Genomic DNA, 25279 nt, shown 5'->3' with positions numbered 1-25279 from the left:
GAGAACTACATGTCAATAACCAGCAAATGCGCCACTTCCATCAGCATGGCTGCACCCCTGTTAATGATGGGCAGCGCTGTAGCAGTTGCACCGGAACAGCTGCTTTCCTTGGAAGGCACATGGGTCATGATTTCAGCATACGAATTACTTGCTGACGGTACTCGTACCACCAACTACGGTGAACATCCCAACGGCTTGCTAATGGTGGATAAGGATGGACGCTATTCCATACAAATTTTCCGCCCCAATCGCGCCAAGTTCAGCAGCGGCGACAAAACACGCGGCACGCCAGAGGAATATCGCGACGCCGTTTTAGGTTCCAGCACCCATACCGGACAGGTCGCCATCGACCCAACTAAGGGTAAGTTGATTTTTAAGATAAGTAGCGCGTCTTATGCGAATTGGGAAGGGACGCAACAGGTGCGCGATTACACATTCAAAGATGGGATTTTGACCTATCAAGTGCCTGCCAGCGCTTCGGGCAATGGCACGATTGCTTACTCCATTTGGCAACGTGTAATGTAGTAATTAGTAATCATTAGTGCAGGGATTGGATAACAAGCAGCTGGGTGCGCTTAAACAAGCGCACCCCTCTTGCTACTTGGCTTGAAACACGGAATTCATAAAGTCATAGGATAGCGAGTGGTCAAATAACCCTGACACATCATGATTAACTAGCAGTTTTTTAGCTAGCAAACGCGCCTGCCCATAAGATGATTGGAAAAGTGCAGGGCCAGCGCTGACACGTCGCACTCCAGCCGCAAACAAAGCATCAATCGTCGGCATGCCTGGTACCGTCATCAGATTCAACGGTAGCCCAATCTCGGGCGCAACCTGGTGTACATCAACGATGCGGCTCATGCCCGGTACAAAAGCACCGTCTGCACCTGCGTCTTTATAGTGATGTAGTCGTTCTATGGTCATGCCTATTGCGGCGTCACCATCGGCAAGGTTGCGAAGAAAAACGTCCGTTCTAGCATTGATGAAAAGATTGGCTGTACCCAAACTGTGGCGTGCTGCGGCGATTTTGCTGGTCAGCAGATTTGCAGAATTTGCGCCATCTTCAAGGTTGATGCCAGCAACACCGCATTGCGCAACTTCCCATATCAGCTCCGCCACTGTTACCGGAGAATCACTGTAACCATCTTCAAGATCCACTGTAAGCGGGACTTGCAAAACTCTTACTATGCGCCGAATAGCAGCAAGTAGTTCTTGCCGCGGTAACGAGCCGCCGTCAGCATAGCCAAGTGACCAAGCTAATGCTGCGCTGGAAGTGGCAACTGCTTTAGCACCATCACATTGAAATAATGCGGCACTTGCGGCGTCCCAGGCGGTGGGAAGTAGGAGCGGCGTTGGCTCGGAATGCAGGCTTTGGAATACGTTGAAACTGTTTTTATTCATTTCATGCTCCTATTAAACTAAAAAAGTTATTGATCATGCATGGCGATATTGTAGAGCGGGCATCCAAAGCAATCTCGCCGTTCTCGGACTTCAATGTGTGAGCGGTTTTATGATACGCAAAATTGCCAATTAGCGTCGGCGCATTGCGTCGATGGTCTCTACATTGAGCTGCAGCACCGAACTTAAATCTGATTTAATCAATCCGATAATTGCCTCACGCGGCCCTTTTCTCCACGCTTCGCTGGCATAAAAAGCGTCCTGTGAGGAGGTCAAATGCTCAAGATTATCAAACGCTCGCATCAAAAAATAACTGTCCGGGTCGCTCACTGAGAGGCCAAACGCGACTACATCCATGCCCCACTCTCGAAGCAGCGGCAGGCTTTGCTGGCTGACCAATTGATGAAATCTTGGCCCGCTGCCCGCACTTAGCGCATATAAACGAATTTCGAGCAGACGTTGCATGGTGCCTCCTTATCGTTGCAATTATTTATTGCTGGCACGGGTCATCTGCATAATCCAGTTGGTTTCCCAACTCTTTCCAGCGTCAGGTGAAAACGCTTGCTCCCAACGGGCGCTATTGTTGGTGATTTGCGACCAGGTGTAGCGCACCAGAATAGGTTTACCGTTGAACTCATCCGCGCCCTCAAAAATACCGACGCCGTTTTCGAACTTACCAACCACGGGCGGCATCAGTGCGCCGGATTTACTATCGATCCCGCCATTTTGATTCGTCAGCCAGTAGATGCTCCATAATTTTGTTTCGGGATTAAATACCCGCAATGACATTCCCACATAATCCGGTTTCCAGGTTTTGGCAACAAATTCATCAAAATTGCCAATCCCGCCGGGAAGTTGTTGCACATGCTGCCGAGCCTGAAATGTCTCCCACTGATCTGAACCTTCCAGTCGTTTGATTAATTTTCTGTTTTCGATCACCCAGTCGCCCATAAAAAAATCGAAGTCGTGTGCACCGATACTCATCGCTGCTTTAGGAGTTGAAGTTGTCTGCCCACCACCTTCGCCTCCGTTTGCATTGAACGAAATAAACAAAGAAGAAATCAGCCAAAGTGGGAAAAGCGTAAAACGTGGTTTCATAGTCGTCCTCAGTAAATAATCAAGCGGCGCTCAATCAATGTAAGCACTTTAAGAGCAAATTAGGACAAAATATGTCCTAATTCAAACTATGATTAACAGATGGCAAATCCAACCACCCGCGTCCTCGCTCTCTTAGAATTATTGCAAACCCATGAGTTGATGAGTGGTGCAGAATTGGCACGCCGGTTGGAAATCGATCCACGAACACTGCGGCGCTATATCAATACACTAGAATCGCTCGGCATTCCTGTCATGACGGAACGCGGGCGCGATGGTGGTTATCGTTTAATCCACGGCTTCAAACTACCACCGATGATGTTCACCAACGACGAAGCATTAGCGCTCGGCTTAGGTTTGGTGGCTGCGCGCAGTCTGGGCTTAGCCGCAACCACCCCGGCGAGTAATAGCGCTTTATCCAAACTTGAACGGGTGATGCCGGAAAAATTAAGGCAGCGCATGCGGGCAGTCGGTGAAACCGTCAGCCTCGATATAGCGAAAGCAACCTCCTCCGGCGACCCCGAAATATTGGCGCTGCTAAGCGCAGCAACCCGCGACCAGCAAAGCGTGCGTTTGCACTACCTATCTCCGCAGCAGGTGCAGACCGACCGCAAAATTGATCCTTACGGACTCGCGTATCTGAATGGCAGTTGGTACGTAGTGGCCCATTGCCATCTCCGCAAAGATACACGCTCATTCAGGCTTGATCGCATCCAGTCCGCCGACCTCTTGCCGATGAGCTTCGGCAAGCCTGCTGATTTTGATGCGATGCGTTATATTTCCAGCGCCATCGCAACCATCCCGCGCATGCATCAGGTAAAAGTGCTGTTACATACGGATTTAGCCAGTGCGCACGCAGCGATTTTTAGTGCGTTTGGCATGCTGGAACCGATAGACGACAACACAATACTGACGATTCAAGCCGACGATCTTGGATGGGTCGCCAGAGAATTAGCTCGCCTGCCGTTTTCGTTCGCTATACAAGAACCGGCTGCGTTGAAGGAGGTACTGGCGCACCACGCGAGGGAATTATTGAAGATTGGAAGGTTGGGCTAGATATAATTACGTCCTTCTCCTCAGGAAGGAGTGACTATTAATTAAGGTTGCAACGTTGATGCCCACTAAAATGTTTGAAAAATGTGAATACCGATTAGCGCAGATTCAAAGATCAAGTGACGTTGTTTCCTGCAACGGATATAAGTCAAAATTATGACACTAAGTGCTATAATAAAATCCAGCACACTTCCCTAAACCACATGCAAATCTACCAGACAAAATGGTTTGCCCGTTGGGCAATCAAAGAAGGCTTATCTGAGCAAACATTACGCGATGCCGTTACCGAAATGGAACAAGGCTTGATTGACGCTAACCTAGGTGGCAATGTGGTTAAAAAGCGAATTGGCGTAAGTGGACGTGGAAAAAGTGGGGGTGTACGCACAATTCTGGCATTCAAAATAAAGAAGAAAGCATTTTTCCTATACGGCTTTGCTAAAAACCAGCGTGACAACATAGGGGACAAGGAATTGCAAACACTTAAGGTATTGGCTGCGCACTTTCTAACTTATGACAATCGCGCACTCGACAAGGCAATTAAAGCACAAGAACTAATTGAGGTGACCTATGACCAAACATGAAAAATTATTAGATGTATTGCACAGCACAGCGCAAGGCTTGCATGCAGCCGGCACGATGGATGCGATGACGATGCGCGAATTTGATGCACTATGTCTGACACCAGTACAGGACTATAGCGCCGAGCAAATCAAACGTCTCCGATTGCGCTTCAAAGCTAGCCAGGCCGTGTTTGCTGCCTACCTCAACACAAGCCTTTCAACAGTACAAAAATGGGAACAAGGGCAAAAACATCCTAACGGCCCATCGTTGAAACTGTTGAATATTGTGGATCGCAAGGGACTGGAAGCACTCACCTAAAAACTGAATTAACTTCAACTCGGTTGGGCTGTTAGAATTTTGGCCCAACCGCAGACTAAACAAAAAACTAAACAGGAAAAATTAAACTCACCACCAACCCGCCACCGGCGCGGTTTGCCAATACAATCCGACCGCCATGTGCTTCAACAATTTCCCTCGCCAAGGCCAAACCCAAGCCGGTTCCAGTGCGTTTCGTGGAATAGAAGGGAATCAGCGCACTTGTCATGACGGTTTCACTCATCCCGCTGCCCCGATCCATGACGTCGATCCTGAAATGGTCATGAATTTGCTGCACCGACATGCTGACTTCACTTCCAGCACAACCTGATTCATGCGCGTTTTTGAGTAAATTCAATAGCGCTTGTTGAAGCTGTGCTGAATCAACCCGGGCGCTTTTTTCTGGCAGCTCGCCCGCTAAATCAAACACAGTCTGGCCTTGCAATACATTCATGAGATTCGGCCATGTGACACTTTCCAATCTTGGCGTGGGCAACTTGGAAAAGCTGGCATAACCTTGAATAAAATTTTCCAAATGACGACAACGCTCGGCGATCGTTTCCAAAATAACCGGAAGACGTTCAACTTGGTTACGGCGCACCAATTCTGTACCTGAATTAGCCAAGGAAGCGATAGGCGCTAAGGAATTATTGAGTTCATGACTAATAACGCGGATGACTTTTTTCCAGGTTTTAACGTCTTGACGACGCAATTCGTTGGTCAATTGGCGTAATAAAAATAATTCATGGCTACGCCCATTGAGCATGAAATGACGGCGCGCCAGATAATAAACATCTTCTTCCTGTGAGTCAGTTTCAATTACGCTAAAAATGCCATCGCCGCCACGTTGCACTGCTTCTATTAAGGATTGATTGGCCTGTTGCAAAATCTGTTCAAACGCATGACCTTCCAATTTTTGACCATAATTAAGCAATTTTCGCGCGGCGACATTGGCATACACAATCGGCCCATGATCACAAACCAGCAGCATTGCCACCGGGGTGTTCTGCACCATGTTATCTAACAGCAGTTCTTTCTGTACTAAATGCAAACGCTGTTCACGCAAGACATTTCCAAGCTCATTGTGCGCCGTGACCAATTCGCCTAATTCATCATCTTTAAGCCATCGCAAGCTAAAGGAATAATCGCCGTCTTTATAACTGGCTACTGTGCCATTGATAGCGCGCAGTAAGGACAAAAAAGGTTGAGTTTGCTGATAGATGAACAGCGCTGACAAGGGCAAGATGAACAGGCAAGTTGCGATTAGACTGACTTTTGCAGGGAAAAAGCATTGCAAACCATAGTTCAATGCCAAGGCCGCCAGTTGCAAAACCAGCGCAATTAAAATACACCGGCTGGTGAGTGGTAGCGAGCGCCTCATCCGTTACGGCTAATGCCTAATCTATCCATGCGGCGGTATAAAGCCTGGCGGCTTAATCCCAATTGAGTTGCCGCTTGCGACACTACTCCTTGTGTATTTTTAAGCGCCGCTTCGAGCGTTGCACGGTCTAGCTCAATCTCACTCACGTTGTTGCTCACACTGGGCGCGAGTGGCAGCCCTAAATCTTGCACGGTAATTTCATTGGAAGCACATAACAAACAAGCCCGCGTGATTTTGTTTTTCAGCTCACGCACATTCCCCGGCCAATGATAGTGCTGCAAAGCGGATTGCGCTAAAGGGTGCAGTGTTTTTCCGCTTTCAAGGAACAGCTCTGCTAACGGCAAAATATCATCAGGTCGCTCCGCCAAAGAAGGCAAACGCAGTTCAATTAAATTCAATCGGTAAAACAAATCTTCGCGAAAATTACCGGCTTTCATCATCGCGTGCAAATCCGCATTCGTGGCACTAATCACACGGACTTTAACCTGCCGTTCTTTATTGGAACCCAAGCGCTCGAAGCGCCCCGTTTCTAGTACCCGCAATAATTTCATTTGCCCGGCCAAAGGCAAATTACCGATTTCATCCAAGAATAACGTGCCGCCATCAGCCGCTTCAAACTTACCTTCACGTGATTTATTCGCTCCCGTGTAAGCACCAGCATCGGCACCGAATAATTCTGCTTCAATTAATTCAGCTGGAATTGCACCGCAGTTCAGCACCACAAATGGGCCAGACTTCACACTGGAATTTGCCTGGATAATTTCAGCAATGCGTTCTTTACCGGCACCATTAGGGCCCGTAATTAAAATAGGTACGTCGGCACGCGCTACCTGGCACGCCATACTGAGCAGCCGCTCGGTAGCGCTGTCCTGCCAAACAAAATTTCGTAAATCAAAACTTTGTTCCAGTGTGCGTTTTTGCTTACGTTCCCGAGTGATCTTATGCTGCAAGACACGATTACTCTCGCCGAGCTCAAGCAAGTTTTGCACCGTTGTTATTAAGCGCAAGTCATCCCATGGCTTAGCTAAATAATCAGCCGCTCCCGCTTTAATCAACTCCACCGCAGCACCTAAATGCGTCCAGGCCGTGAGCAAAATTACGGGCAAATCAGGGTAGCGTTGTCGTATCTGCTGAAATAACTGGACTCCCTCTTCGCCCGATGTGGTGTCAGCAGTGAAATTCATGTCTTGAATCACCAGATCAACTGGTGTGTGCTGCAAGATTGCCAGACCCTGCTCAGGAGAAGATGCTTTTACAGTGCTGATGTCGTGTAAGGACAGCAGCACTTCAAGCGCGATAGCGACGCTATGATTGTCGTCAATAATGAGTATATTTGCCATAGCGCAAGAATAAACTTAAGTGCTGCGCGTTGCAACTGCCGGCGAAATACTCGCCGCACGCCAGGAAGGAGCATAAGCCGCGCCCACGCCCAACAATAAAAACAGTACTGCACCAGAAAATACATAGCTAAACGGCAGCTTTGTTAATTCCAACTGGCTTACTAATAATTGATTTAAACCGATTGCTAACAAAGAACCACTGACAACACCCATGCAACTGATGATCAAATTTTCTGTAATGAAGTAGCGCAAAATATCAATTTTTCGTGCGCCTAAGGCGCGCCGTACCCCGATTTGTTTGCGACGTTGGCTCACCCACAAACTGGTCATTCCGACGATACCGCTGGCGGTAATCAGTAACAATAAAGTGCTGACAACGACCAACATCCAGACCAACGCCATTTCATTCCCATATCGTATTTGTCGATCTTTTTCCGTGGTCTTCGTATTTATACGTAACGGGAACACATCTGCTTTACGCACTGCGGCCTCTACTTCGGAAATCACACGGTCGCGTTGACCTGGCTCGGCTCTGATAACAAACATGGGGTAGCTAGTCGGGGTTCTTATAGGTAGCAGCATAGAATATTCACCCTCTGCAGAAATTTGCGCAGATGATGTTTGAAGACGCTCAACCACGCCGACGATATGCGACTCTTTCGCATCCGGCCCGGTGCCCCAAAAGAATGATTTCCCAATATAGTTTTTCTCATTCGGATATAAATCCTGCGCCAAGGTTTGGGTCACGATCACGTTTTCAGGTATTTTTAAATCACTATCCGGATCCTGCTCGATCACGTCTGCAGAATTAAAGTCGCGGCCAGCGAGTAACTTAAGACCGAACCCGTTAACTAAGGAACCAGATGACTGATACATCGATGCTTCGACACTTGACTGAGTTTGTTTGCGATCTAAAGCAATAGAGGAATCCCATCCTGACTGCGACATCGGCATTTGTGAGACATCAGCAGCAGAAACTACGCCAGCAACTGAGGTGATCGCTTGCAATAGTCTTTTTTGATTATCATTTTGCTCAACCAGACTCATCGTCTGATTAGAACTAATCCGCATATAAAAAGTACTGGCTTCATCGGCAAGACCGCTGGGACGATGTGCAGCATCTATGCGTAGATTAACTATATAAAGCGCATTGGATAAAATTGCCAGACTGAGCGCAATCTGTATCGCAACTAACAGCGGTGCCATTTTATTGCGCAACAGCGCTGACACGATAGGACGGATTTCCATAGTGTTCCTAAATTATTGTGATTTTAATTGGATGGCGGGAGTTACCCGACAAGCGCGCCAGGTTGGCAGCAAACCAGCCAGCACACTGGCAGCAACAGATAAGACAAATGTGATTGCCAGCATAGTGAGATCCATGTGTGCTATCACCGCTAAATCTGCTGTCTGGTGTGAAATGCCCCATAGGCCAAGAAAACTTAAAGCCAGCCCCAACACGCCGCCCACTAACCCCAGCACTACGGTTTCAATTAAAAATTGTTTGAAGATATCCGCTTGCGAAGCACCCAAGGCGCGACGCACACCAATTTCAGCAGCCCGCGCAGAAAATTTAGCCAACAACAAACCAACCGTATTCACCAGACAAAGCGCTAAAAATCCAAACGACAGCCACGTAGACAGCTTGCTGTCATTCGGGACAACTTTGAGATATTCCATCCACTGCATAACATTAAACAATCCATTCGGAGCTTGGCGTGGGAAGCGTCCCAATTTTTTTTGATCTTTGGTATAGGCGTCTAGTTGATCTTTTAATTGACTATTTTGCGTCGCTGAATTGGTTTCAAACCAAAATTGAATCCAGATACATTCCGAATCGAGCACACCCTGAAACCCTGGACCTGTAGGGCCAGAACAAGAAAGATTGCCATTATTTTCAAATTTATTGGTGATAGCGGTATTAAATGGAATATAAATTTCTTCTTCCCCCACAACTGCACTTTTCCCGCTTAACAGATTGGTGTAATGAGGTAACGGGCTCCACGGTGCGAGAACACCGATTATCGTAAAATCCTGCTGTTGAAATCGGAGCTGTTTTCCAACCGGATTATCATTTCCGAAGAATTTTTCACTGGTATTTTGAGAGAGAACCACTACTTTGGCCGCATTTTTATCATCCTCAGCACTCCAAGCCGAACCATAACGAAAAGGTACTTCGAACATTGGAAAATAGGCGCTGGTTGTCGCAATCCCGCGAACTCCAATTAAACCTAATTCGCGTTTGGGTGATTCAACCAGCATTCGAACGCTATACAATGCCGTGCGATTCGAACCAAAACCCAAAGCCAGCAGATTGTTCGCATCGCGATAAGTCATTTGTGACGATTTTCGCGGTGAGTTTGGTTCGCCCGGCACATAGTCGTCCAAAGGACCATTATCCATGACCGGCACTAACAAGTTACTACTCTTATGCGGAATCGGGTTACTCGACAGAACATGCAAAATAGTCAGCGTTGACACACTGGCGGCAATTCCAACTGCCAGTGTCAGCACCATTAATCCGGTCAAAATCGGGTTACGACGCAAACTACGCCAGCCTAGCATCAGATAATATGAATACATCGACTACTCCTCAGGCCGCAACGAGTGAAGGGGATATGCGCACTAAGTCACTGACTTGTCCGTCAATAATATGCACGTTGCGTTGACTGCGTAACGCTAATTCAGGATCATGCGTGACCATTAAAATGGTGGTGCCCTGGCTGTTAATTTCTTCTAACAATTCCATCACGCTGCGCGCCATTTGGGTATCCAGATTACCGGTCGGCTCATCGGCTAATAACAACCGTGGTGAACCAGCCAGAGCACGCGCAATCGCAACTCGTTGTTGTTGACCGCCAGACAATTCAGCAGGAAAGTGCTTCATCCGGGAGGCTAAACCAACTTGCGCTAAGGCGTTTTCAATCCGGTCTTTACGCTCCCCGCGATTAAAGCCGCGATAACGCAGCGGCACATCCACGTTATCAAATAAATTTAAATCGGGAATCAGGTTAAAGCCCTGGAAAATAAAGCCGAGCTTTTCATTACGCAAACGCGAACGCTCATTGTCGCTTAAATTTTTAACATCAACGCCATCTAACAAATACTCACCGCTGCTGAATACTTCTAACAAACCGGCAATATTTAAAAAGCTGGTTTTTCCGGAGCCAGAAGGCCCGGTCACCGTCACGAACTCACCTTCTTTTACGTGAATTTCAAAGCCACGCAAGGCATGGGTTTCAATCATGTGAGTACGGTACACTTTACTGAGGTTGTTCATGCGTAGCATAGTAAATCCTTTGTATTTAGTTATTAATTGAAACACGATTAGCGTTTTCAAATGCATCCGAACCGGCAATCACAACTTGATCACCGTCTTTTAAACCTTCTAAAATCTGCACCGATGTCACACTGGTTGCACCGATTTTAATTGAGCGTTTTTCTGCGATACCGTTATTCACCACATATACCGCACGACCGCCCAGTTGCTCTAAGAATGGGCCGCGCTGCACCAACATCACATTCGGTTTTTCTTCAATCAGCAACCGTGCCGTAACGCGTTGACTCTGACGTAGGCCAGTCGGTTGCGCACCATCAAACCGAATCCGTGCCAGAACTTGATTGTTCGCGACTTCCGGTGACATGGACGATAATTTCCCCATGACTTTACTGTCGCCGATACTAATTTCTGCGTTCATTCCTAAACCTAAATCTGCCACATAGGTTTCAGGAATTTCTACTTCCACTTCCAGTTGCGATAAATCGACCAAAGTCATTAACGGCACATTGGCAGCTACTACCGTGCGGTTCGAGACGGATAAAGTGCCAATAAAACCATCCACAGGAGCGCGTAGTTGCAAGGCATCGACCCGGCGTTGGGCATAGCCGAGTGCGATTTTTTGCCGATCTAACTGGCTTACTTTGGATTTGAGTTCTAGCTGAACATCTTCATTTTCCAAACCCGCAGCGGCAGCGGCGTGCTTGCTACGAATTTCTGCACTTTTCAACGCGTCTTGCGCTTTTAAGAAGTCATTTTTTGAAACCACGCCAATGACGCCAGCGTTTTCTATCCGTTGATAAGCACGCTCTGCTGAAATCCGTTCAATTTCTGCCTGATCTGCGTCGCGCTGCGCCAACAGTTTTTGTTTATTGGCGAGAATTTTTTGCCGTGCGACTTCATCTTCTAATTGTTCATAACTAGACTGTTCACGCTTTAACGCTTCGGTAATATCGGGCGATTCCAACTCGGCTAACACATCTCCTTTTTTTACGGTATCGCCCGCTTTTACTTTGAGCGTCACAGTGCCAATAGCGCTAGAAAATAAGGTCGGGCTAATCGCCGCAATAATTTTTCCGTTAACCGAGGCATCACGCACTAACGTGCCATGACTGACTGCGGCAATCCGCAAGCGTGACATATTGACGGATTGCGAACTACTGCGCCAGGCAGTTAACATCACAACAGCAGCCACAATAAATACGGCAGTGCCCGCGCCCCACAAACCCAGACGTTTATGTTTCTGCCATTGAGATGCTGTTATCACTGAATCTTGGGATGAGGTGTCTCTAATCATCAAATTGCCTTGGTATGTTTAGTGTTTTTAGTGCAGTAATGCCTTGCTACGAATGAAAATAAGAGCGCCGTTTTGGTAACTCCACTCCCCGCATAAAAGGAGTCAGTTGCGACGCTCCCCAGGCCTGATGTACGTAATGTTGAACTACGCTGTTAAATTTTAAATACCGATGCGTAGTCTGAGAAAAAATCATCTGGCCATCTGCTCTGTTGTTAATCAAGATGCGTTCATCATCATGAAAAGATAATGCCGCGCTTACTGTTTCATTCAACAAAGCCACCTGGCTGATTGATGCCATCACCAAACTAGATACCTTGGCTGAAGTGAGATTACCGCTCCATGCAATGAGCATAAAAACGAAAGCCACCGTGAATACGACGATATCGGCATTCAACTTTCTCGGCGGCTTAGGTGCCGATGGCTCTGGATATTGAAATGAAATAGCAACGTTCATGATCTTGTCTGGGCTAATGAGGTAACACCAACCAAGCATGATCCATGCCAGAATTTAAGTCATTGATTTTTAAATGATTTTTTTAACAAACAACGTGTCCGGACTGTCTGCAATGTGTCCGTATTGCCATACAGCCAACTCAATGGCAATGAATCTCTTTACACAAAACTATTTCCTTCTTACAATGAAAATGGAACTTCGTCGCACTAAATTTAAGAGGTGTGCGTGCCTATCTTTAAATATCTAACTACGTTACTAGTGCTATTTTTAAGTGCCTGCTCCAGCATAAATCCTCCACCCGGTGTGACACCCATACCGATAGAACAACTGGCGTGGCAGGATGCTTTTTTTGCTTATGACCCGTCCTTAGTCACAATCCACAGACAAGATTTGTTTTATTTGAATCCAGCATTAACTGCACAAATCAATGCAGTCTTAGCTAGACGCATGGCAATGCCTGCTCGTTTGAATCAACTACTCACCATCGTTTTTGGTTCAACCCATACCATTTTTCCATATCGTGCCGGACATTCAACAATTGCTTCCGAAACGTGGAAAAATAAGTATGGGGATTGCATCTCTTTAACCATGTTGAGTTACGCGGTTGGAAAAGCATTGCAATTACCAATAGAGATGCAGGAAGTCGAAAGTGCTACGCTTTTTGATCGGCGGGAACAAATTGATTTTATCAACGAGCATGTGAATATCATCGTCAATAATTCACAACAGATTGAACTCAAGGAAAAAACGTTGGGAGCGCGTGATTTTGTGATTGATTTTGAACCTGAGTTCGCCGTTTTTGAACGCGGCAGATCGCTGACAGAAGATGGTATAGCCGCGCGGTTTTACAATAACCTAGCCTCTGAATATTTTGCGAATGACCAACCCAGGTTGGCTTACGCCTACTTTAAAGCCGCTATTTATATTGATCCAAGTTATGCCGAAAGTTATAGCAATTTAGCGCAGTTATATCGAAGTAAAGACCTACTGGCAGATGCTGAAAAAATGCTGCGTTATTGTTTACAGATCAACCCGAACGCCGAAATTGCAATGACTTCATTGAGGGATTTACTGACCCAGCAAAACCGTACCGATGAAGCGCAGCACTACACAGACTTACTCAAACAATGGCAGTATAAAAATCCGTATCACTGGCTTAGGCTGGGCATTTATCAGATAAATCATCAACAATTTAGTGATGCGGTTGATTCGTTAGAACATGCGGCTGAAATTACTCACGGGTTTGAAGAGGTACATGCCAATTTGGCGCTGGCGTATTGGCACAACAAACAAGAAAAAAAAGCCCGTGAACAGTTGAATATTTTAACCAAACTAAATCCAAACAATGCACGAATCAGCGTGTTAAACAAAATGTTTAACACGCCTCCATAAATTGTTGTGCCGCTTAATAGCCCGCCGCCAGACCCGTGTTTCTACGCGGGTCATTAGATCCATAGTATTTATTATCAGCCACCGGTTTGCCATTCAGCTTAGGTGCGCCGACTAAAATGGCGGCAATATGGTTAGCCGGTTGTGACTCCACAAAATGATGGCCCATGCCGACTAAAATGGCGCGAGTATCCGGGCTGAGGCCGAAGTTTTCTACGTAAGTAACATCCGGCATCCACTGCTCATGAAAGCGTGGCGCATCTACTGCTTCTTGCAGCGTCATACCGTAATCAATGACGTTAATTAACGTATGCAGCACCGTGGTAATAATGCGACTGCCGCCCGGCGTACCGACCACCATTAACAGCTTTCCGTCACGCATAACTATCGTCGGGCTCATGGAGCTTAACGGGCGCTTACCGGGGGCAATTGCGTTGGCTGCGCCCTGCATTAAACCGAACATATTGGCGACGCCAACTTTAGAAGTGAAGTCATCCATTTCATCATTTAACAACACGCCGGTTTTATCTGCCGTGACTGTCGCGCCAAACCAGTTGTTTAACGTGTAGGTAACAGATGCGGCGTTGCCGTCTTTATCGACGATGGAATAATGCGTCGTATTGCTGCCTTCATGCGGCGCAGTGCCGGGCTGAATTTCGCTGGAAACACCGGCTTTGGTCATGCTGATACTGTCGCGGATTTGGGTGGCGTAGGCTTTATCTAATAAATGCGCGACCGGATTTTTTACAAAATCGGGATCACCCAAATAATTATTACGGTCCACATACGCATGGCGCATGGCTTCAATTTGTACATGTACCGCTTTGGCAGAACGGAAGCCCCATTCTTTTAATGGGTAGCCTTCCAGAATGTTCAACATCTCGCAAATTACTACGCCGCCAGAGCTTGGCGGTGGCGCTGAAATGATTTGCAAACCGCGATAATTACATTCCAGCGGTGCTAATTCACGCGCGGTATATTGATCTAAATCTGCTTGGGTGATGATTCCTTTGCCACTAGCGCTGGACTCAACCAGAGCGTGTCCAACGGCCCCCTTATAAAAGCCATCGGCACCGTGCTGGCTGATGGCGGTTAAAGTCGTCGCCAGGTCTTTCTGAATTAATTTTTGCCCGGCTTTATAAGGTTCGCCTTTATTTAAGAAAATAGCTGCAGTTGGCGCATCTTGTTTAAATCTCTCCGTAGCGGATTCCAGCATCTCGACATCGCCCTGTTGCAAGACAAATCCTTCTTTTGCCAAGCGCACGGCTGGCGCAATAACCGCCGCACGCTTCATGCTGCCGTATTTTGCTAAGGCCATTTCCATTCCAGCGACCGTGCCGGGTACAGCAACGGCCAGATGTCCGTGGGTGCTTAAACCGGGAATCACATTGCCATTAGCATCTAAATACATATCGGCCGTGGCAGCGAGTGGTGCTTTTTCACGGAAGTCTAAAAAAGTTTTGCGCCCGTCGGCCATGGTGATCGTCATAAAACCGCCACCACCTAAATTACCTGCCGCTGGATAAACCACTGCCAGCGCGTAACCTACCGCCACCGCCGCATCAATTGCATTGCCACCTTTTTTTAAAACATCTACCCCAACTTCGGTCGCTAAATGTTGCGCTGTCACGACCATGCCGTGTTCGGCTGCAACGGGAGCGACTGAGGCGGCCTGAACCGCCAGACTGGACGCTAATAAAGTGAGAAAAATGCTGAGTTTACGGACGATAGGTGGATGCATAGAATGAGCTCTTTCAAGTCGCGTTGCTGCTGTGGGCAAAGGGGCTTTAGTCTAACTTAATTTATGCGGATGGGGAGTGCCTGGCAATTTGCAGGGGGCAAATTTTACTGATTTTTCATTTCATATGACTACGGTGTTTATTTGCCGTTTATAACTAAATGGTAAATAAACACTTTTTTTAAAAAACTTAGATCCGTTCCATCTCTTCAGGATCCAGCGCAATGATGTGCGTTTGCATAACACCGTCTTCATCGTGCCATTCTTTAGAAACCCAAGGCTGGCCGAATTCATCGATGCCGTATATTTTGAAAAACTGACCGATCATGGATTCAATCAAAATACGCTCTTCTGACGGAAAATTTTCAATGAATTCCTGGTTCAATGTGACGATACGCACAATGTCGCCAATCGCCACCGGTTTACCGTGACAGTCGCATAATTTGGGGTCTTGCATGAGTAAATACCTCTTTTAGAATCGAACTTTAAATGCGTACTTTAAATTTGAGTCGACATCTTACAAGATCGCTGCTTTGATGGCGAATTTTAAATCCGCTAACTTGAATCCACTTCAGTTTGAATTCACCTCAGTTTAAGTCCACATCAAACAGAGCATTCACTTCATCGGATATATCGTCAGCCTCACTCTGACTCATCCCCAAATACGCGCACACCTCAGCACCGCCTGCTTCCCACTCTGGAAACTGCTGTTGGCTGTAGTAGCGATGGATTCCGTAATCAACCAACAAGGCCAGCGCGATTAAATTACGCACCGTGCTATCACTACTATGATCGTGCAAAACAGCATAGTGATGATGCAACAAAATAGCTTCCACCACTTCATCCGGCAAACCCCAGGTACGCGCCATTAATGCGCCCAGTGCCGCGTGGCTGGTGTTGAAATGCTGCTCTTCAAAAACCGCCAACTGTTGATGCTGATCTGGATCGGCCGTTTCCAGTACGGCGTAATAATTAGGATATTTTGCTAACAATAGTGGTACGCCAATATTGCAAAACAAGCCAAAAGTGTGGGCAATATCGCTACGGCATAAGGTCATTTTTTTGGCTAAATAACTCATCGCCTGAGCACGTCTGGTTGAGTTATCCCAAAACTCGGTTAACGAAACGCCTTCAATATGAAAAGTTTCGCGCATCACAATTCCGGTGAGCAGCAGGCTGCATTGCTCTATGCCCAAGCGATTCACCGCTTGTTCCACGGATTTGGCTTTTAGCTTCAAACCGATATAAGCAGAATTCGCTAGCTTCAGTAATGCGCCAGCCATAGCCACGTCTTGAGCAATGATGTGGGCGAGTTTTTGGGGAGATGGGTCAGCACAGGCAAGTTCTTGCTGCACTTCCGACAACAAACTTGGACGCGGTGGTATCCGTATGGTATTCAGCATCTTTTCAATAGACTGCTCGGTCGGCGCCGCAGATGCTGGAGGGGTTTTCATGATTTTTAATTAACTAGAATTACACGCATACCAGAAGTATAGTAAATCCCAGGAAAACCACGGTGTTAAATGATGTGCTGATGAAGAAGTTGATATGCCATCCACAACATGACCATTCCGTATAGCAAACGCGGCAACCATTCGGCAACTTGTACCTGGAATTGCGCCACGGCCTCTGATTCGCCATCAGCAAATCGGAGCAGCATTTCTGGAAGGCTACCACTACCCTCGCCCGTTTGGGCAAAACTTTGTACCGGATATTTACCTTGGTAATGCAAGTTCCCAACCGCTTGCGCCAAGGTCATGCCTTGCGCCATCATGCTTTGCAAACGGCTGAAATCAGCGCGAATCACGCACAGACTGACCGTATTCACCGCTTTCGGCAAAGCATCCAACATCGGCAAACCAGCTTCCAGCATTAACGCCAGATTTTCATAAAAATCGCGTACATTGCGGCGCACTAGCATGGGGCCAAACAGCGGAATACGGGTTAATAAAGTAGACAGGCCGACTTGGATCGGCGTTGGCTTAGCGGTCATGTTGAATAAGCGCGTAGCAATAAACTTGTACACAAAAACGCCACCTGCCAACAACACAAAGGGACGCATTATAGACAACAAATAACCACTCGCAGTCAAAGTACCGGCCACCAAAGCGGGCAACGGCTGTACTGCCAATGCAATGAACAGCACCACCAGCGGCATTGCCATGCGCGATTTAATCAGTGATGCCTGGCGCGCTTTATGTGCATACCGCGTTGCCATTCTTTTATAGGTAAGTTCCGGGCTACCTGCGTTGAAAGCTGCATGTAATAAGTTAGTTTCCAATTCTGAAAACAGCCCCGATTGACTACCCGCCGTAGGAATATCAACACCACGTCCAAGCAACTTGCGCAAAGCAACAACACGCGCCTGCAGATTACCAGGCAGGCGCAGGAGCGAAAAGGATTTGTCAGGAGGAAGGCCGGCTTTCTCCATTGCGGCCAAATGTGTGAACAGATCTGCTCGTACTTGGTCCGCTAATGGAGGTAATGACATGGTTATAATTTAAATGCGCTTAAGATTGCGAACCGTATTTAGCGCGATAATCACGCACTGCCGCCGTATATTGCTCGAATTGACTGGCTTGGCCGCTAGACAAATAGTCAAACAAATCGGCAAGGTTAGCGATGCAAATCACTGGCATCTGGTAAGTATTAATAATTTCCTGCACCGCCGAATTCACTGTCAATGCATCATCTTTACCAGAGCGCTCCATTCTGTCTAACGCAATCAGCACCGCGCTAGGTGTAGCGCCGGCAGCGCGGATCATATCCACCGATTCACGCACCGAGGTTCCGGCCGAAATAACGTCATCAATAATAACCACTTTGCCTGCCAGTTTAGCGCCCACAATCGTGCCGCCTTCGCCGTGATCTTTGGCTTCTTTGCGGTTGTAAGCAAACGGCACATTGCGCCCCATGCCGGCCAATGCTACGGCCGTGGAAGACGCTAAGGTAATACCTTTGTAAGCCGGGCCAAACAGCATATCAAATTCGATGCCTGAATCTAATAATGTCTGCGCATAAAACTGCGCCAACTGGCCTAAGTTTGCGCCTTCATTAAACAAACCCGCATTAAAAAAATACGGCGAAGTGCGACCTGCTTTGGTAATAAATTCACCAAACGAGAGCACACCAGCTTGCACGGAAAACGCGATAAATTCTTGACGGAGATTTTTCATAGATTCATTCAGTAGATAATTTTCCGCTATTTAATCATAATCAGTCGCTTTAAGGTATTCTAAGCAGCCGTTTTATCAGCACTCCATTTCCCAACTATTACTAATTTATTACGCTAAACCATGATGAAAATTATCTCCGCAAATTTAAACGGCATCCGTTCGGCTGCTAAAAAAGGTTTTTTTGAATGGATGGCAGCCGAATCGGCCGACTTCGTTTGCGTGCAAGAATTGAAAGCCCAAGTTGGCGATATGCAACCCGAATTTTTAGCGCCAGGCGGCTATCACGGTCATTTTCATTATGCGCAAAAAAAAGGGTATTCCGGCGTAGGCGTGTATAGCAAACAAGAGCCGAATGCGGTGTACATCGGCTTTGGCAATGAAGAATTTGATGCCGAAGGACGTTATGTGCGCTGCGACTTTGGCAAACTTTCGGTAATTTCCCTGTACTGCCCTTCTGGCTCATCCGGCGAAGAACGTCAAGCCGCCAAATTTCGCTTTATGGATGTATTTTTGGCACATTTAAACGAACTTAAAGCCAGTGGACAAGAAATTGTGATTTGTGGCGACTGGAATATTGCCCATAAAGAGATTGATTTAAAAAACTGGAAAGGCAATCTGAAGAATTCAGGATTTTTGCCCGAAGAACGTGCTTGGTTCTCGCATGTGATCGGTGAAGTCGGTTATGTCGATGCATTTCGCTGTGTTGAACCGGCAGCTGAACAATATACCTGGTGGAGCAACCGCGGTCAGGCCTGGGCAAAAAACGTCGGATGGCGGATTGATTATCACGTCACCACACCAGCCATTGCGGCCAAGGCGAAGCGGGTGGCAATTTACAAAGAGCAACGGTTTTCAGATCATGCGCCGTTGACGATTGAATATAGCGCGTAGATAAATCAGCGCACGGTCGCCGGCCACCGCTGCGAGCTATGCACAAAACGGAATAACTCAATTCGGTTGGCCGGCAAATTTAAGCGGTAGATAGCCACAAAAGAAGTGTTGCTGATTACTAATTCACGCGTACCGTCTACTCTTCCTAATCGCTCCATTTCAGGGTAATCAATCAGCATATCCGTTTGCCGCTCAATCTCGTTTAACTGAGCCAGCGCGGCATGCGGACTATCTTTGGCGATGTAATCAATTGCGGCCGTTCTGGCCTGTCGTGCATGTGGCGTCCAAATTAATTCCACTTAATTGTTCCCACTTGCCCGTACCAGCAAAGCAGCCCGTTGCTGTGCGATGTCTTCCTTAACAAGCTCATGCGTTACCCATTCGGTCGCCGGGTCTTCAGCTTCTTGCAGTCCCTGCTCCACCTGTGCGCGAAACCAGCGATCATAGTCGGCCGCTTCATGCACCTGCTTGAGCGCAACAGCGCGATCTGGTCTAACTCGTGAGGTATTTTTTTGCAGGGGATTCCATAGGCTCACGTCGAAAGTACCGATCATGATTCCCACTCCCTTCAATAAATTAATAGCTTGCAGTGGATTACTAAAATAGCGCGGCTCAGTACTACGTGCTTTGGTCAATACAGCATCCCCATTACGGGTGACAAAACGCACCAAAAAATCACCGCCTTGTGCCTTAATCGTTACCCCCGTAATACCACCTGCCTCATGCGTTGCTCGCAATTGTTCTAGCGTGAGTGATTGCATGGTCAGCCTCTTTTATCGTTCATAAACAATTAATATTGTGCATCAATAACAAATAACGTGCAATCTTAAACAAAAATCATCCGCTATATGACAGAGTCGCAAAGGTATTTCATTGAGTGGGGATATTGATCAGGAATATATTTCGTGCAGAGTTTTAATCTGCTTCCAGCCTACCGCATCAGACGTTATTTTTTCTTACCCTTGCCACTTGCGCTGGAACTAGCGCTAGCACTTGCCGCTTCATCTGTAGCACTGGCACTACTGGCACCAGCAGCTTTAGCCATTTCCGCTTCCGGTTTAACGACTTCCATTTTGTTTTCACGCATGTAGTCATTCATGTCTTTCCAACCCGAAAACACCGCAGCGCGTGGTGCGGTTGGATTCATGGAATAACAATCTTCCAACGCCCGACCAGCTTGGCGGCAAGCGCTGCCCGTAGCGCGGGCGTCGTTTTCTTTAGCCACTACTTCAGGGTCAACCTGCGTAGTCGCCTCGGGTTTATCGCAACCCAGTAACAGGGAAGCGCATGCCAATGCTGATAGGATCACAATTTTTGATAACGTAGTTGGTATCCGACTCAGCATTGTTTAGCCCTGATTAACTTTTAATGCAATTTAATACGTGGATTTTTAACGCGATTAATCAAATCAGCCCACGTCGTCAGCCAGGTATGAAACCAGCCATTAACTACTATTTGATGGTGTTTATGCAGTGACCAATACATAATCTTGGCTACCGTTCCTTCAATAAATAATGACCCGCTGGACAGGGAACCCATTAAATTCCCCACGGTGCTGTAATTACCCAGTGAAACTAGCGAGCCATAATCTTTATATACAAACGGCAATAATGACTTGCCTTGCACTGACCGGATTAAGGACCTGGCTAACAATTCAGCTTGTTGATGTGCCGACTGCGCGCGGGGCGGTACATTGGGCATCCCCTCACCTTGCGCGCACGCTGAACAATCCCCTATAGAAAAAATAGCAGGGTCACGGCTGGTTTGCAAGGTTGGTGTGACGACTAGTTGATTGATCCGATTAGTTTCCAGTCCATCCAGCTCTTTTAAAAAGTCCGGTGCTTTAATGCCTGCTGCCCACACCACAATCCCGCTCGGGATAAAGGTACCGCTGGCCATTCTTACGCCCTCTTTAGATACTTCGACCACTTGCTCATTGGCGTAAATTTGCACATCGAGGCTGCGTAACTCGCGCTCAGCGGCAGTGGATACGCGCTCCGGCAACATCGCCAATAACCGCTTGGCAGCGTCAACAATCACAATTTTGAGTTCTTTTTCCGGATGAAAATTCACCAAACCGTAGCTGGATAAAATTTTAGTAGTCATGTGCAGTTCTGCTGCCAGCTCAACCCCAGTTGCACCGCCGCCAATAATAGTGACCGTAAACCGGCCTTCGCCGCGCTCCCGAATTTGAGCTTGCGCACGCAAACACTGGCTAAGCAGGCGATGGTGAAAACGCTCGGCGGTGACTGGCGTGTCTAACATAATGCAATGTTCACGCGCACCGGGCGTACCAAAATCATTGGTCTGACTACCGAGCGCTATCACTAAGCTGTCATAGCTAAGTACTGATCGAGGTAATATCTCTTCGCCGTCTTCATCAAGTACCGGCGCTAAAAATAATTGTTTATTGGCCCGGTCTAAACCGTCCATGCGGCCAAAACGAAAGTCAAAGTGATGACTGTGAGCTAAGGCAAAATATCCGCGTTTATCGGCATGACTATCCATAGTGCCTGCCGCGACTTGATGCAATAACGGTTTCCATAGGTGAGTTGGTGACGCATCAACTAAAGTGATAATTGCTTTCTTCGTTTTGCCTAGTTTTTTTCCCAGACGAACCGCCAGTTCCAGCCCGCCCGCACCGCCGCCGACGATCACAATGTGCTGTAAAGCAACATTCGCATCCTGATTTATCATGAATTCTCTCTTCTTTGCCTTGGATTTAGGTGGAAAACCGTTAAAGTGAACATTGTATATAGTGGGATTGTTGTACGGGTATTCCGTTTGATTACTTTAAGCAACTAAATGATTTATCAATTGCAGGTAGCCTTTGAATTCAATCATGACCGAAAATCTAGCGTCAAATGAACTTAGCCCACTGGCCACTGCAGAGATATTGTTAAAAATTGACAATATAATATCAGAGGCGGAACCAAAACGCTCTATTGACCCAGCCACGGCGCTTGAGTTAACTGGGCAGGCAATTCTGTTAGCGCGCTTGCATGCGCTGGAGTTATCGCCTGAATTAGCGCGGGCACTATTTCTACGCTGCAAAATCTTAACGGAATTTTCCAATTACGGTGAAGCGCTTAAAGCTGGCACAGAAGCATTAAATATTGCCGAATTGCACCATGATGTGCGCTTGGTAAAGTCCCTGTTACTCTCCATCGCCAACACCTATGGATATCAGGGAATTTATGATGAGGCATTAAATTACATGCACCGCGCCATTAATTTGCATGATGCACAGTCAACTGAAGATGAAGATCTAATCTGGCTGGGCAGGTCACTCAACAATATGGGTTACAACTACGTGATGATGGGTAAGTCCGAGACTGGATTACCGCATTTACACCGAAGCCTGGATATTTTGCGCAAAACGGATGATAAAGAATTACTGTCGCGCGTATTAGACAGCCTCTCTAACGCCTATTTAAACTTGAATGATTTAGCTACCGCGTTACCCCTGGCTCTGGAAGCGCACCAGATTGCGATAGAAAATAAGCACTTATCGGTCATGGCAATTTCTTCGGCCCATGCCGCAAAAATTTACATCAAAATGCATGAAATCAAGCTGGCCGAACCCTTTCTTCATCAAGCCTTAAAACTCTCCACAACCAATCGCTTTCTGTTAATCAAAGCGCAAGTACTACACTTATATGCCGAACTGGAAAAACAGCGCCATGCGCCGCAAGCCAGCGTCACTTATTTGCAGAAAGCATTAGTCATCGCTAAAAAAATTGATGGCAACCACCATGTCGCCGATTTATTAGGCGAGTTGGCAGACCATTACAAACAACATGGCGAATTTGCCCAAGCGTTGCACTACACCGAGCAACAGCACGAAGTGCGCGAACACTACTTCAGCCAGCAAAGTGGCTGGCGTTTAAAAAGTCTGGAAATTGCTCAGGAGGTTGCACAGATTAAGCGTGAGAACGAACTTATCCGGCAAAAAAATAGTGCGCTACAAAATGAAATTAAAAATAAACAGCTCACGCATTATTCTGAACAACTCGAAGCCGAAGTAAAACTACGCACCACCGAATTAGAAAAAACTAACCAGCACTTAAAAAGCGCCCTGCTTAACATTGAGCACAATCAACTTGAATTAGCGCACGCAGAACGCATGGCTGCTATGGGTTCGATGGTGGTTGGGGTTGCGCATGAATTAAATACGCCGATTGGCAATTGCGTATTGGTGGCTTCCACGCTGGAAGATCAAACCCATCAATTTCTTGGCTTAATGCACAGCGATATGATGCGCCGCTCGGATTTGGCTAACTATCTCGACAAGTCCGAACACTCCATCCGGCTACTCACGAAAAGTTTAAACAATGCCGTGCGTCTGGTAAATAACTTCAAACAAATTGCCATTACCCGCGAGAATCAGGATCGACGCAGCTTTTTTCTACATCAATTGATTAAAGAAATTGGCGATGCGTGTAATGACCACTTTCTGGAAAACCCATTTGAAATTGAATGGGAAATCCCGAACGACCTTACTTTGGTCAGTTACCCAAATTCGGTGGTGCAAATTTTTGTATTACTTATAGAAAATGCCGGACTACATGCTTTTGAGGGACGAACCAACGGTGTACTCAACATCGCCGCCCGCCTGAAAGAAGAGGATGTATTGATTGAGGTGAACGACAACGGCGTAGGCATGAGTGCAGAAGTGATGACGCATATTTTTGATCCATTTTTCACAACTAAGCTGGGCAAAGGCGGCAATGGCTTAGGCTTAAGCATCATTTTCAACCTCGTCAAAAACATACTCGGCGGCGAAATTCATGTCAGCAGCAAAGTCGGTCTTGGCTCCTGTTTTTCGATTTCTATTCCACGGGTTAGCGATTGAGTTTTTAGGATGGAGGCGAGGATATCGTCATCCTCGTAGCGGGCATATTCGCATCAAAAAAGCCACAATGCCCTATTTATTCCCTTCACTTTAGTTAAACCGACTCCTGCTCACCGAAGCGTGCCACAGCAAAATCAATAAAAGTACGAAGTTTTTGGGTGATATGGCGATTTTGGGCCCAGACCAGATGCAATTGTTTTGAGGGTGGCGCCCATTCCGGTAGAAGTCGTACCAGGCTACCTTCCTCAACAGCTAAAGCAAGTGATGCCATGGGCTGCATTACAATTCCCCCGCCCGCCATCGCGGCTGCGCGCATCGCTACCCGATTATTAATCCGGATTTGACTTTGTATGCGTACATGACGTTCCACTCCATCGGCTCGCAGAAATGTCCAGTCCACGCCATCCATCCAACCAGAAAATGCAAGACAGCGATGTTGTTGCAGATCTTCAGGTTCTTTGGGTGCTGGAAACTTCGCGAGATACGATGGGGCCGCGCACAGCAAGAAGCGATACGGTGCAAGCGAACGTGAAATCAGTCCGGAGTCTGCCAGCGGCCCGGTGCGAATAGCGATATCGAATCCCTCGCCGGGCACGTCAACCAAGCTATCACTGAGATTTAAATCAATCGTGACTTTCGGATAAAGCAGTGAATAGTCGACCAAGGCCGGCGCTAACACTTCTCCAAACGAAATAGGAGCTGTCACGCGCAAAGTCCCGCTGGGAAGAACCCGGGCGCTATCAAGCATGCCTTCAGTCAATTCAACTTCGGTCAGGATATTCTGGGCTCGCTCAAGAAATAATTGACCGAGTTCCGTCAGGCTTTGGCGCCGGGTCGTGCGGTTCAGCAAAGCGGCGCCCACCCAGTCTTCCAGATATCGAACGTGTCTTCCCACCATTGCAGGCGTTAAGCCTAACCCCTCGGCCGCGGCAGCAAAAGACCCCTTATTCGCGACGCGTACAAATACCGACATGCTGGTAAATCGATCAATCATTAGATACTCCTAGTATCGAGTGTAGTTAAATATTAACCATTTACAATCAAAACGGAAAGCAATAT

At 47.1% G+C, this 25279-nt stretch carries 27 protein-coding genes; 7 read left to right on the top strand and 20 right to left on the bottom strand.

The annotated features are described in order from the left end of the window. Positions 1–9 precede the first annotated feature (9 nt). Positions 10–525 (top strand): lipocalin-like domain-containing protein, encoded by a 516-nt coding sequence (locus S2091_RS03175; RefSeq protein WP_105530344.1) that lies wholly within the window; start codon positions 10–12, stop codon positions 523–525. 72 nt (positions 526–597) lie between these two features. Here the strand turns inward: S2091_RS03175 and S2091_RS03170 are convergent, their stop codons facing one another. The 3 genes from S2091_RS03170 to S2091_RS03160 all read right to left on the bottom strand — a co-directional run bounded on the left by S2091_RS03170 (position 598) and on the right by S2091_RS03160 (position 2496). After that, the gene (locus tag S2091_RS03170; protein ID WP_105530343.1) at positions 598–1401 is read right to left on the bottom strand and encodes an isocitrate lyase/PEP mutase family protein; all 804 of its coding nucleotides are present in this window, start codon (positions 1399–1401) and stop codon (positions 598–600) included. A 129-nt stretch (positions 1402–1530) separates the two neighbouring features. Beyond that, positions 1531–1863 (bottom strand): NIPSNAP family protein, encoded by a 333-nt coding sequence (locus S2091_RS03165; RefSeq protein ID WP_105530342.1) that lies wholly within the window; start codon positions 1861–1863, stop codon positions 1531–1533. A 21-nt stretch (positions 1864–1884) separates the two neighbouring features. Beyond that, a complete protein-coding gene (locus tag S2091_RS03160) occupies positions 1885–2496 on the bottom strand; it encodes a hypothetical protein (RefSeq protein WP_243405302.1) in 612 nt (203 codons plus the stop codon). 99 nt (positions 2497–2595) lie between these two features. Here S2091_RS03160 and S2091_RS03155 point away from each other — a divergent pair, with 99 nt between their 5' ends. The 3 genes from S2091_RS03155 (at position 2596) to S2091_RS03145 (ending at position 4425) form a co-directional block, all read left to right on the top strand. Further along, a complete protein-coding gene (locus tag S2091_RS03155) occupies positions 2596–3549 on the top strand; it encodes a helix-turn-helix transcriptional regulator (protein ID WP_105530341.1) in 954 nt (317 codons plus the stop codon). 200 nt (positions 3550–3749) lie between these two features. Next, positions 3750–4127, top strand: coding sequence for a type II toxin-antitoxin system RelE/ParE family toxin (locus S2091_RS03150; RefSeq protein WP_105530510.1), 378 nt, complete (start codon positions 3750–3752; stop codon positions 4125–4127). Further along, positions 4114–4425 carry a helix-turn-helix domain-containing protein gene (locus S2091_RS03145; RefSeq protein WP_105530340.1) on the top strand — a complete coding sequence of 104 codons (312 nt, stop codon included), beginning with the start codon at positions 4114–4116 and terminating at the stop codon, positions 4423–4425. The genes S2091_RS03150 and S2091_RS03145 overlap by 14 nt, the downstream gene beginning before the upstream one ends. A gap of 67 nt (positions 4426–4492) precedes the next feature. Here S2091_RS03145 and S2091_RS03140 read toward each other — a convergent pair whose 3' ends face one another. Genes S2091_RS03140 through S2091_RS03110 form a run of 7 tightly spaced genes read right to left on the bottom strand, consistent with a single transcriptional unit; the run spans position 4493 to position 12171 of the window. Next, a complete protein-coding gene (locus tag S2091_RS03140) occupies positions 4493–5803 on the bottom strand; it encodes a sensor histidine kinase (RefSeq protein WP_105530339.1) in 1311 nt (436 codons plus the stop codon). Further along, positions 5800–7143 (bottom strand): sigma-54-dependent transcriptional regulator, encoded by a 1344-nt coding sequence (locus S2091_RS03135; protein WP_105530338.1) that lies wholly within the window; start codon positions 7141–7143, stop codon positions 5800–5802. The genes S2091_RS03140 and S2091_RS03135 overlap by 4 nt, the downstream gene beginning before the upstream one ends. A 15-nt stretch (positions 7144–7158) precedes the next feature. Continuing rightward, positions 7159–8391, bottom strand: a complete 1233-nt coding sequence (locus S2091_RS03130; RefSeq protein WP_105530337.1) for an ABC transporter permease — start codon at positions 8389–8391, stop codon at positions 7159–7161. Positions 8392–8403: 12 nt separating this feature from the next. Then, the gene (locus tag S2091_RS03125) at positions 8404–9726 is read right to left on the bottom strand and encodes an ABC transporter permease (RefSeq protein WP_105530336.1); all 1323 of its coding nucleotides are present in this window, start codon (positions 9724–9726) and stop codon (positions 8404–8406) included. Positions 9727–9736: 10 nt separating this feature from the next. Further along, positions 9737–10432, bottom strand: coding sequence for an ABC transporter ATP-binding protein (locus S2091_RS03120; RefSeq protein WP_105530509.1), 696 nt, complete (start codon positions 10430–10432; stop codon positions 9737–9739). A gap of 16 nt (positions 10433–10448) precedes the next feature. Next, on the bottom strand, positions 10449–11717 hold the full coding sequence (locus S2091_RS03115) for an efflux RND transporter periplasmic adaptor subunit (RefSeq protein ID WP_105530335.1): 1269 nt from the start codon (positions 11715–11717) through the stop codon (positions 10449–10451). 46 nt (positions 11718–11763) lie between these two features. After that, the gene (locus tag S2091_RS03110; RefSeq protein ID WP_133166845.1) at positions 11764–12171 is read right to left on the bottom strand and encodes a hypothetical protein; all 408 of its coding nucleotides are present in this window, start codon (positions 12169–12171) and stop codon (positions 11764–11766) included. A gap of 225 nt (positions 12172–12396) precedes the next feature. Between S2091_RS03110 and S2091_RS03105 the strand changes: the two genes are divergently transcribed. Next, positions 12397–13563 (top strand): tetratricopeptide repeat protein, encoded by a 1167-nt coding sequence (locus S2091_RS03105; protein WP_105530333.1) that lies wholly within the window; start codon positions 12397–12399, stop codon positions 13561–13563. Between the two features lie 13 nt (positions 13564–13576). Here the strand turns inward: S2091_RS03105 and ggt are convergent, their stop codons facing one another. From ggt to pyrE, 5 genes are all read right to left on the bottom strand, one after another. Then, entirely contained in the window at positions 13577–15301 is a 1725-nt protein-coding gene (ggt, locus tag S2091_RS03100) for a gamma-glutamyltransferase (RefSeq protein WP_105530332.1), read from the bottom strand. 187 nt (positions 15302–15488) lie between these two features. Continuing rightward, a complete protein-coding gene (locus tag S2091_RS03095) occupies positions 15489–15755 on the bottom strand; it encodes a hypothetical protein (RefSeq protein ID WP_105530331.1) in 267 nt (88 codons plus the stop codon). A gap of 130 nt (positions 15756–15885) precedes the next feature. Then, positions 15886–16752, bottom strand: coding sequence for an HDOD domain-containing protein (locus S2091_RS03090; RefSeq protein WP_105530330.1), 867 nt, complete (start codon positions 16750–16752; stop codon positions 15886–15888). A 65-nt stretch (positions 16753–16817) separates the two neighbouring features. Further along, positions 16818–17789 (bottom strand): type II secretion system F family protein, encoded by a 972-nt coding sequence (locus S2091_RS03085; protein WP_105530329.1) that lies wholly within the window; start codon positions 17787–17789, stop codon positions 16818–16820. Positions 17790–17808: 19 nt separating this feature from the next. Next, a complete protein-coding gene (gene pyrE, locus S2091_RS03080) occupies positions 17809–18474 on the bottom strand; it encodes an orotate phosphoribosyltransferase (RefSeq protein WP_105530328.1) in 666 nt (221 codons plus the stop codon). A gap of 120 nt (positions 18475–18594) precedes the next feature. On the opposite strand from pyrE, the gene S2091_RS03075 reads away from it, so the two are divergent. Beyond that, entirely contained in the window at positions 18595–19365 is a 771-nt protein-coding gene (locus S2091_RS03075; protein ID WP_105530327.1) for an exodeoxyribonuclease III, read from the top strand. Positions 19366–19370: 5 nt separating this feature from the next. Here the strand turns inward: S2091_RS03075 and S2091_RS03070 are convergent, their stop codons facing one another. From S2091_RS03070 to S2091_RS03055, 4 genes are all read right to left on the bottom strand, one after another. Then, complete coding sequence (locus tag S2091_RS03070) at positions 19371–19664, bottom strand: type II toxin-antitoxin system RelE/ParE family toxin (RefSeq protein WP_105530326.1); 294 nt, start codon at positions 19662–19664, stop codon at positions 19371–19373. Then, positions 19665–20126, bottom strand: a complete 462-nt coding sequence (locus tag S2091_RS03065; RefSeq protein WP_105530325.1) for a hypothetical protein — start codon at positions 20124–20126, stop codon at positions 19665–19667. It abuts the gene before it with no gap. Between the two features lie 185 nt (positions 20127–20311). Then, on the bottom strand, positions 20312–20710 hold the full coding sequence (locus tag S2091_RS03060) for a hypothetical protein (protein WP_105530324.1): 399 nt from the start codon (positions 20708–20710) through the stop codon (positions 20312–20314). Between the two features lie 20 nt (positions 20711–20730). Next, positions 20731–22062, bottom strand: coding sequence for an NAD(P)/FAD-dependent oxidoreductase (locus S2091_RS03055; RefSeq protein ID WP_105530323.1), 1332 nt, complete (start codon positions 22060–22062; stop codon positions 20731–20733). Between the two features lie 145 nt (positions 22063–22207). Here S2091_RS03055 and S2091_RS03050 point away from each other — a divergent pair, with 145 nt between their 5' ends. Next, the gene (locus tag S2091_RS03050) at positions 22208–24220 is read left to right on the top strand and encodes a tetratricopeptide repeat-containing sensor histidine kinase (protein WP_105530322.1); all 2013 of its coding nucleotides are present in this window, start codon (positions 22208–22210) and stop codon (positions 24218–24220) included. A 94-nt stretch (positions 24221–24314) separates the two neighbouring features. Here S2091_RS03050 and S2091_RS03045 read toward each other — a convergent pair whose 3' ends face one another. Further along, positions 24315–25214 (bottom strand): LysR family transcriptional regulator, encoded by a 900-nt coding sequence (locus tag S2091_RS03045; RefSeq protein ID WP_243405301.1) that lies wholly within the window; start codon positions 25212–25214, stop codon positions 24315–24317. Positions 25215–25279: the final 65 nt, after the last annotated feature.

It is taken from the genome of Solimicrobium silvestre (assembly GCF_002976435.1).
Taxonomy (GTDB): domain Bacteria; phylum Pseudomonadota; class Gammaproteobacteria; order Burkholderiales; family Burkholderiaceae_D; genus Solimicrobium; species Solimicrobium silvestre.
The sequence above is the reverse complement of the archived record's forward strand: the minus strand, read 5'-3'. Positions and strand labels throughout refer to the sequence as shown.

Bases quoted from the DNA above. Each gene is read 5' to 3' on its own strand.
- S2091_RS03175 (WP_105530344.1), top strand. From the start codon at position 10: ATGTCAATAACCAGCAAATGCGCCACTTCCATCAGCATGGCTGCACCC.
- S2091_RS03170 (WP_105530343.1), bottom strand. From the start codon at position 1,401: ATGAATAAAAACAGTTTCAACGTATTCCAAAGCCTGCATTCCGAGCCA.
- S2091_RS03165 (WP_105530342.1), bottom strand. From the start codon at position 1,863: ATGCAACGTCTGCTCGAAATTCGTTTATATGCGCTAAGTGCGGGCAGC.
- S2091_RS03160 (WP_243405302.1), bottom strand. From the start codon at position 2,496: ATGAAACCACGTTTTACGCTTTTCCCACTTTGGCTGATTTCTTCTTTG.
- S2091_RS03155 (WP_105530341.1), top strand. From the start codon at position 2,596: ATGGCAAATCCAACCACCCGCGTCCTCGCTCTCTTAGAATTATTGCAA.
- S2091_RS03150 (WP_105530510.1), top strand. From the start codon at position 3,750: ATGCAAATCTACCAGACAAAATGGTTTGCCCGTTGGGCAATCAAAGAA.
- S2091_RS03145 (WP_105530340.1), top strand. From the start codon at position 4,114: ATGACCAAACATGAAAAATTATTAGATGTATTGCACAGCACAGCGCAA.
- S2091_RS03140 (WP_105530339.1), bottom strand. From the start codon at position 5,803: ATGAGGCGCTCGCTACCACTCACCAGCCGGTGTATTTTAATTGCGCTG.
- S2091_RS03135 (WP_105530338.1), bottom strand. From the start codon at position 7,143: ATGGCAAATATACTCATTATTGACGACAATCATAGCGTCGCTATCGCG.
- S2091_RS03130 (WP_105530337.1), bottom strand. From the start codon at position 8,391: ATGGAAATCCGTCCTATCGTGTCAGCGCTGTTGCGCAATAAAATGGCA.
- S2091_RS03125 (WP_105530336.1), bottom strand. From the start codon at position 9,726: ATGTATTCATATTATCTGATGCTAGGCTGGCGTAGTTTGCGTCGTAAC.
- S2091_RS03120 (WP_105530509.1), bottom strand. From the start codon at position 10,432: ATGCTACGCATGAACAACCTCAGTAAAGTGTACCGTACTCACATGATT.
- S2091_RS03115 (WP_105530335.1), bottom strand. From the start codon at position 11,717: ATGATTAGAGACACCTCATCCCAAGATTCAGTGATAACAGCATCTCAA.
- S2091_RS03110 (WP_133166845.1), bottom strand. From the start codon at position 12,171: ATGAACGTTGCTATTTCATTTCAATATCCAGAGCCATCGGCACCTAAG.
- ggt (WP_105530332.1), bottom strand. From the start codon at position 15,301: ATGCATCCACCTATCGTCCGTAAACTCAGCATTTTTCTCACTTTATTA.
- S2091_RS03095 (WP_105530331.1), bottom strand. From the start codon at position 15,755: ATGCAAGACCCCAAATTATGCGACTGTCACGGTAAACCGGTGGCGATT.
- S2091_RS03090 (WP_105530330.1), bottom strand. From the start codon at position 16,752: ATGAAAACCCCTCCAGCATCTGCGGCGCCGACCGAGCAGTCTATTGAA.
- S2091_RS03085 (WP_105530329.1), bottom strand. From the start codon at position 17,789: ATGTCATTACCTCCATTAGCGGACCAAGTACGAGCAGATCTGTTCACA.
- pyrE (WP_105530328.1), bottom strand. From the start codon at position 18,474: ATGAAAAATCTCCGTCAAGAATTTATCGCGTTTTCCGTGCAAGCTGGT.
- S2091_RS03075 (WP_105530327.1), top strand. From the start codon at position 18,595: ATGATGAAAATTATCTCCGCAAATTTAAACGGCATCCGTTCGGCTGCT.
- S2091_RS03065 (WP_105530325.1), bottom strand. From the start codon at position 20,126: ATGCAATCACTCACGCTAGAACAATTGCGAGCAACGCATGAGGCAGGT.
- S2091_RS03060 (WP_105530324.1), bottom strand. From the start codon at position 20,710: ATGCTGAGTCGGATACCAACTACGTTATCAAAAATTGTGATCCTATCA.
- S2091_RS03055 (WP_105530323.1), bottom strand. From the start codon at position 22,062: ATGATAAATCAGGATGCGAATGTTGCTTTACAGCACATTGTGATCGTC.
- S2091_RS03050 (WP_105530322.1), top strand. From the start codon at position 22,208: ATGACCGAAAATCTAGCGTCAAATGAACTTAGCCCACTGGCCACTGCA.
- S2091_RS03045 (WP_243405301.1), bottom strand. From the start codon at position 25,214: ATGATTGATCGATTTACCAGCATGTCGGTATTTGTACGCGTCGCGAAT.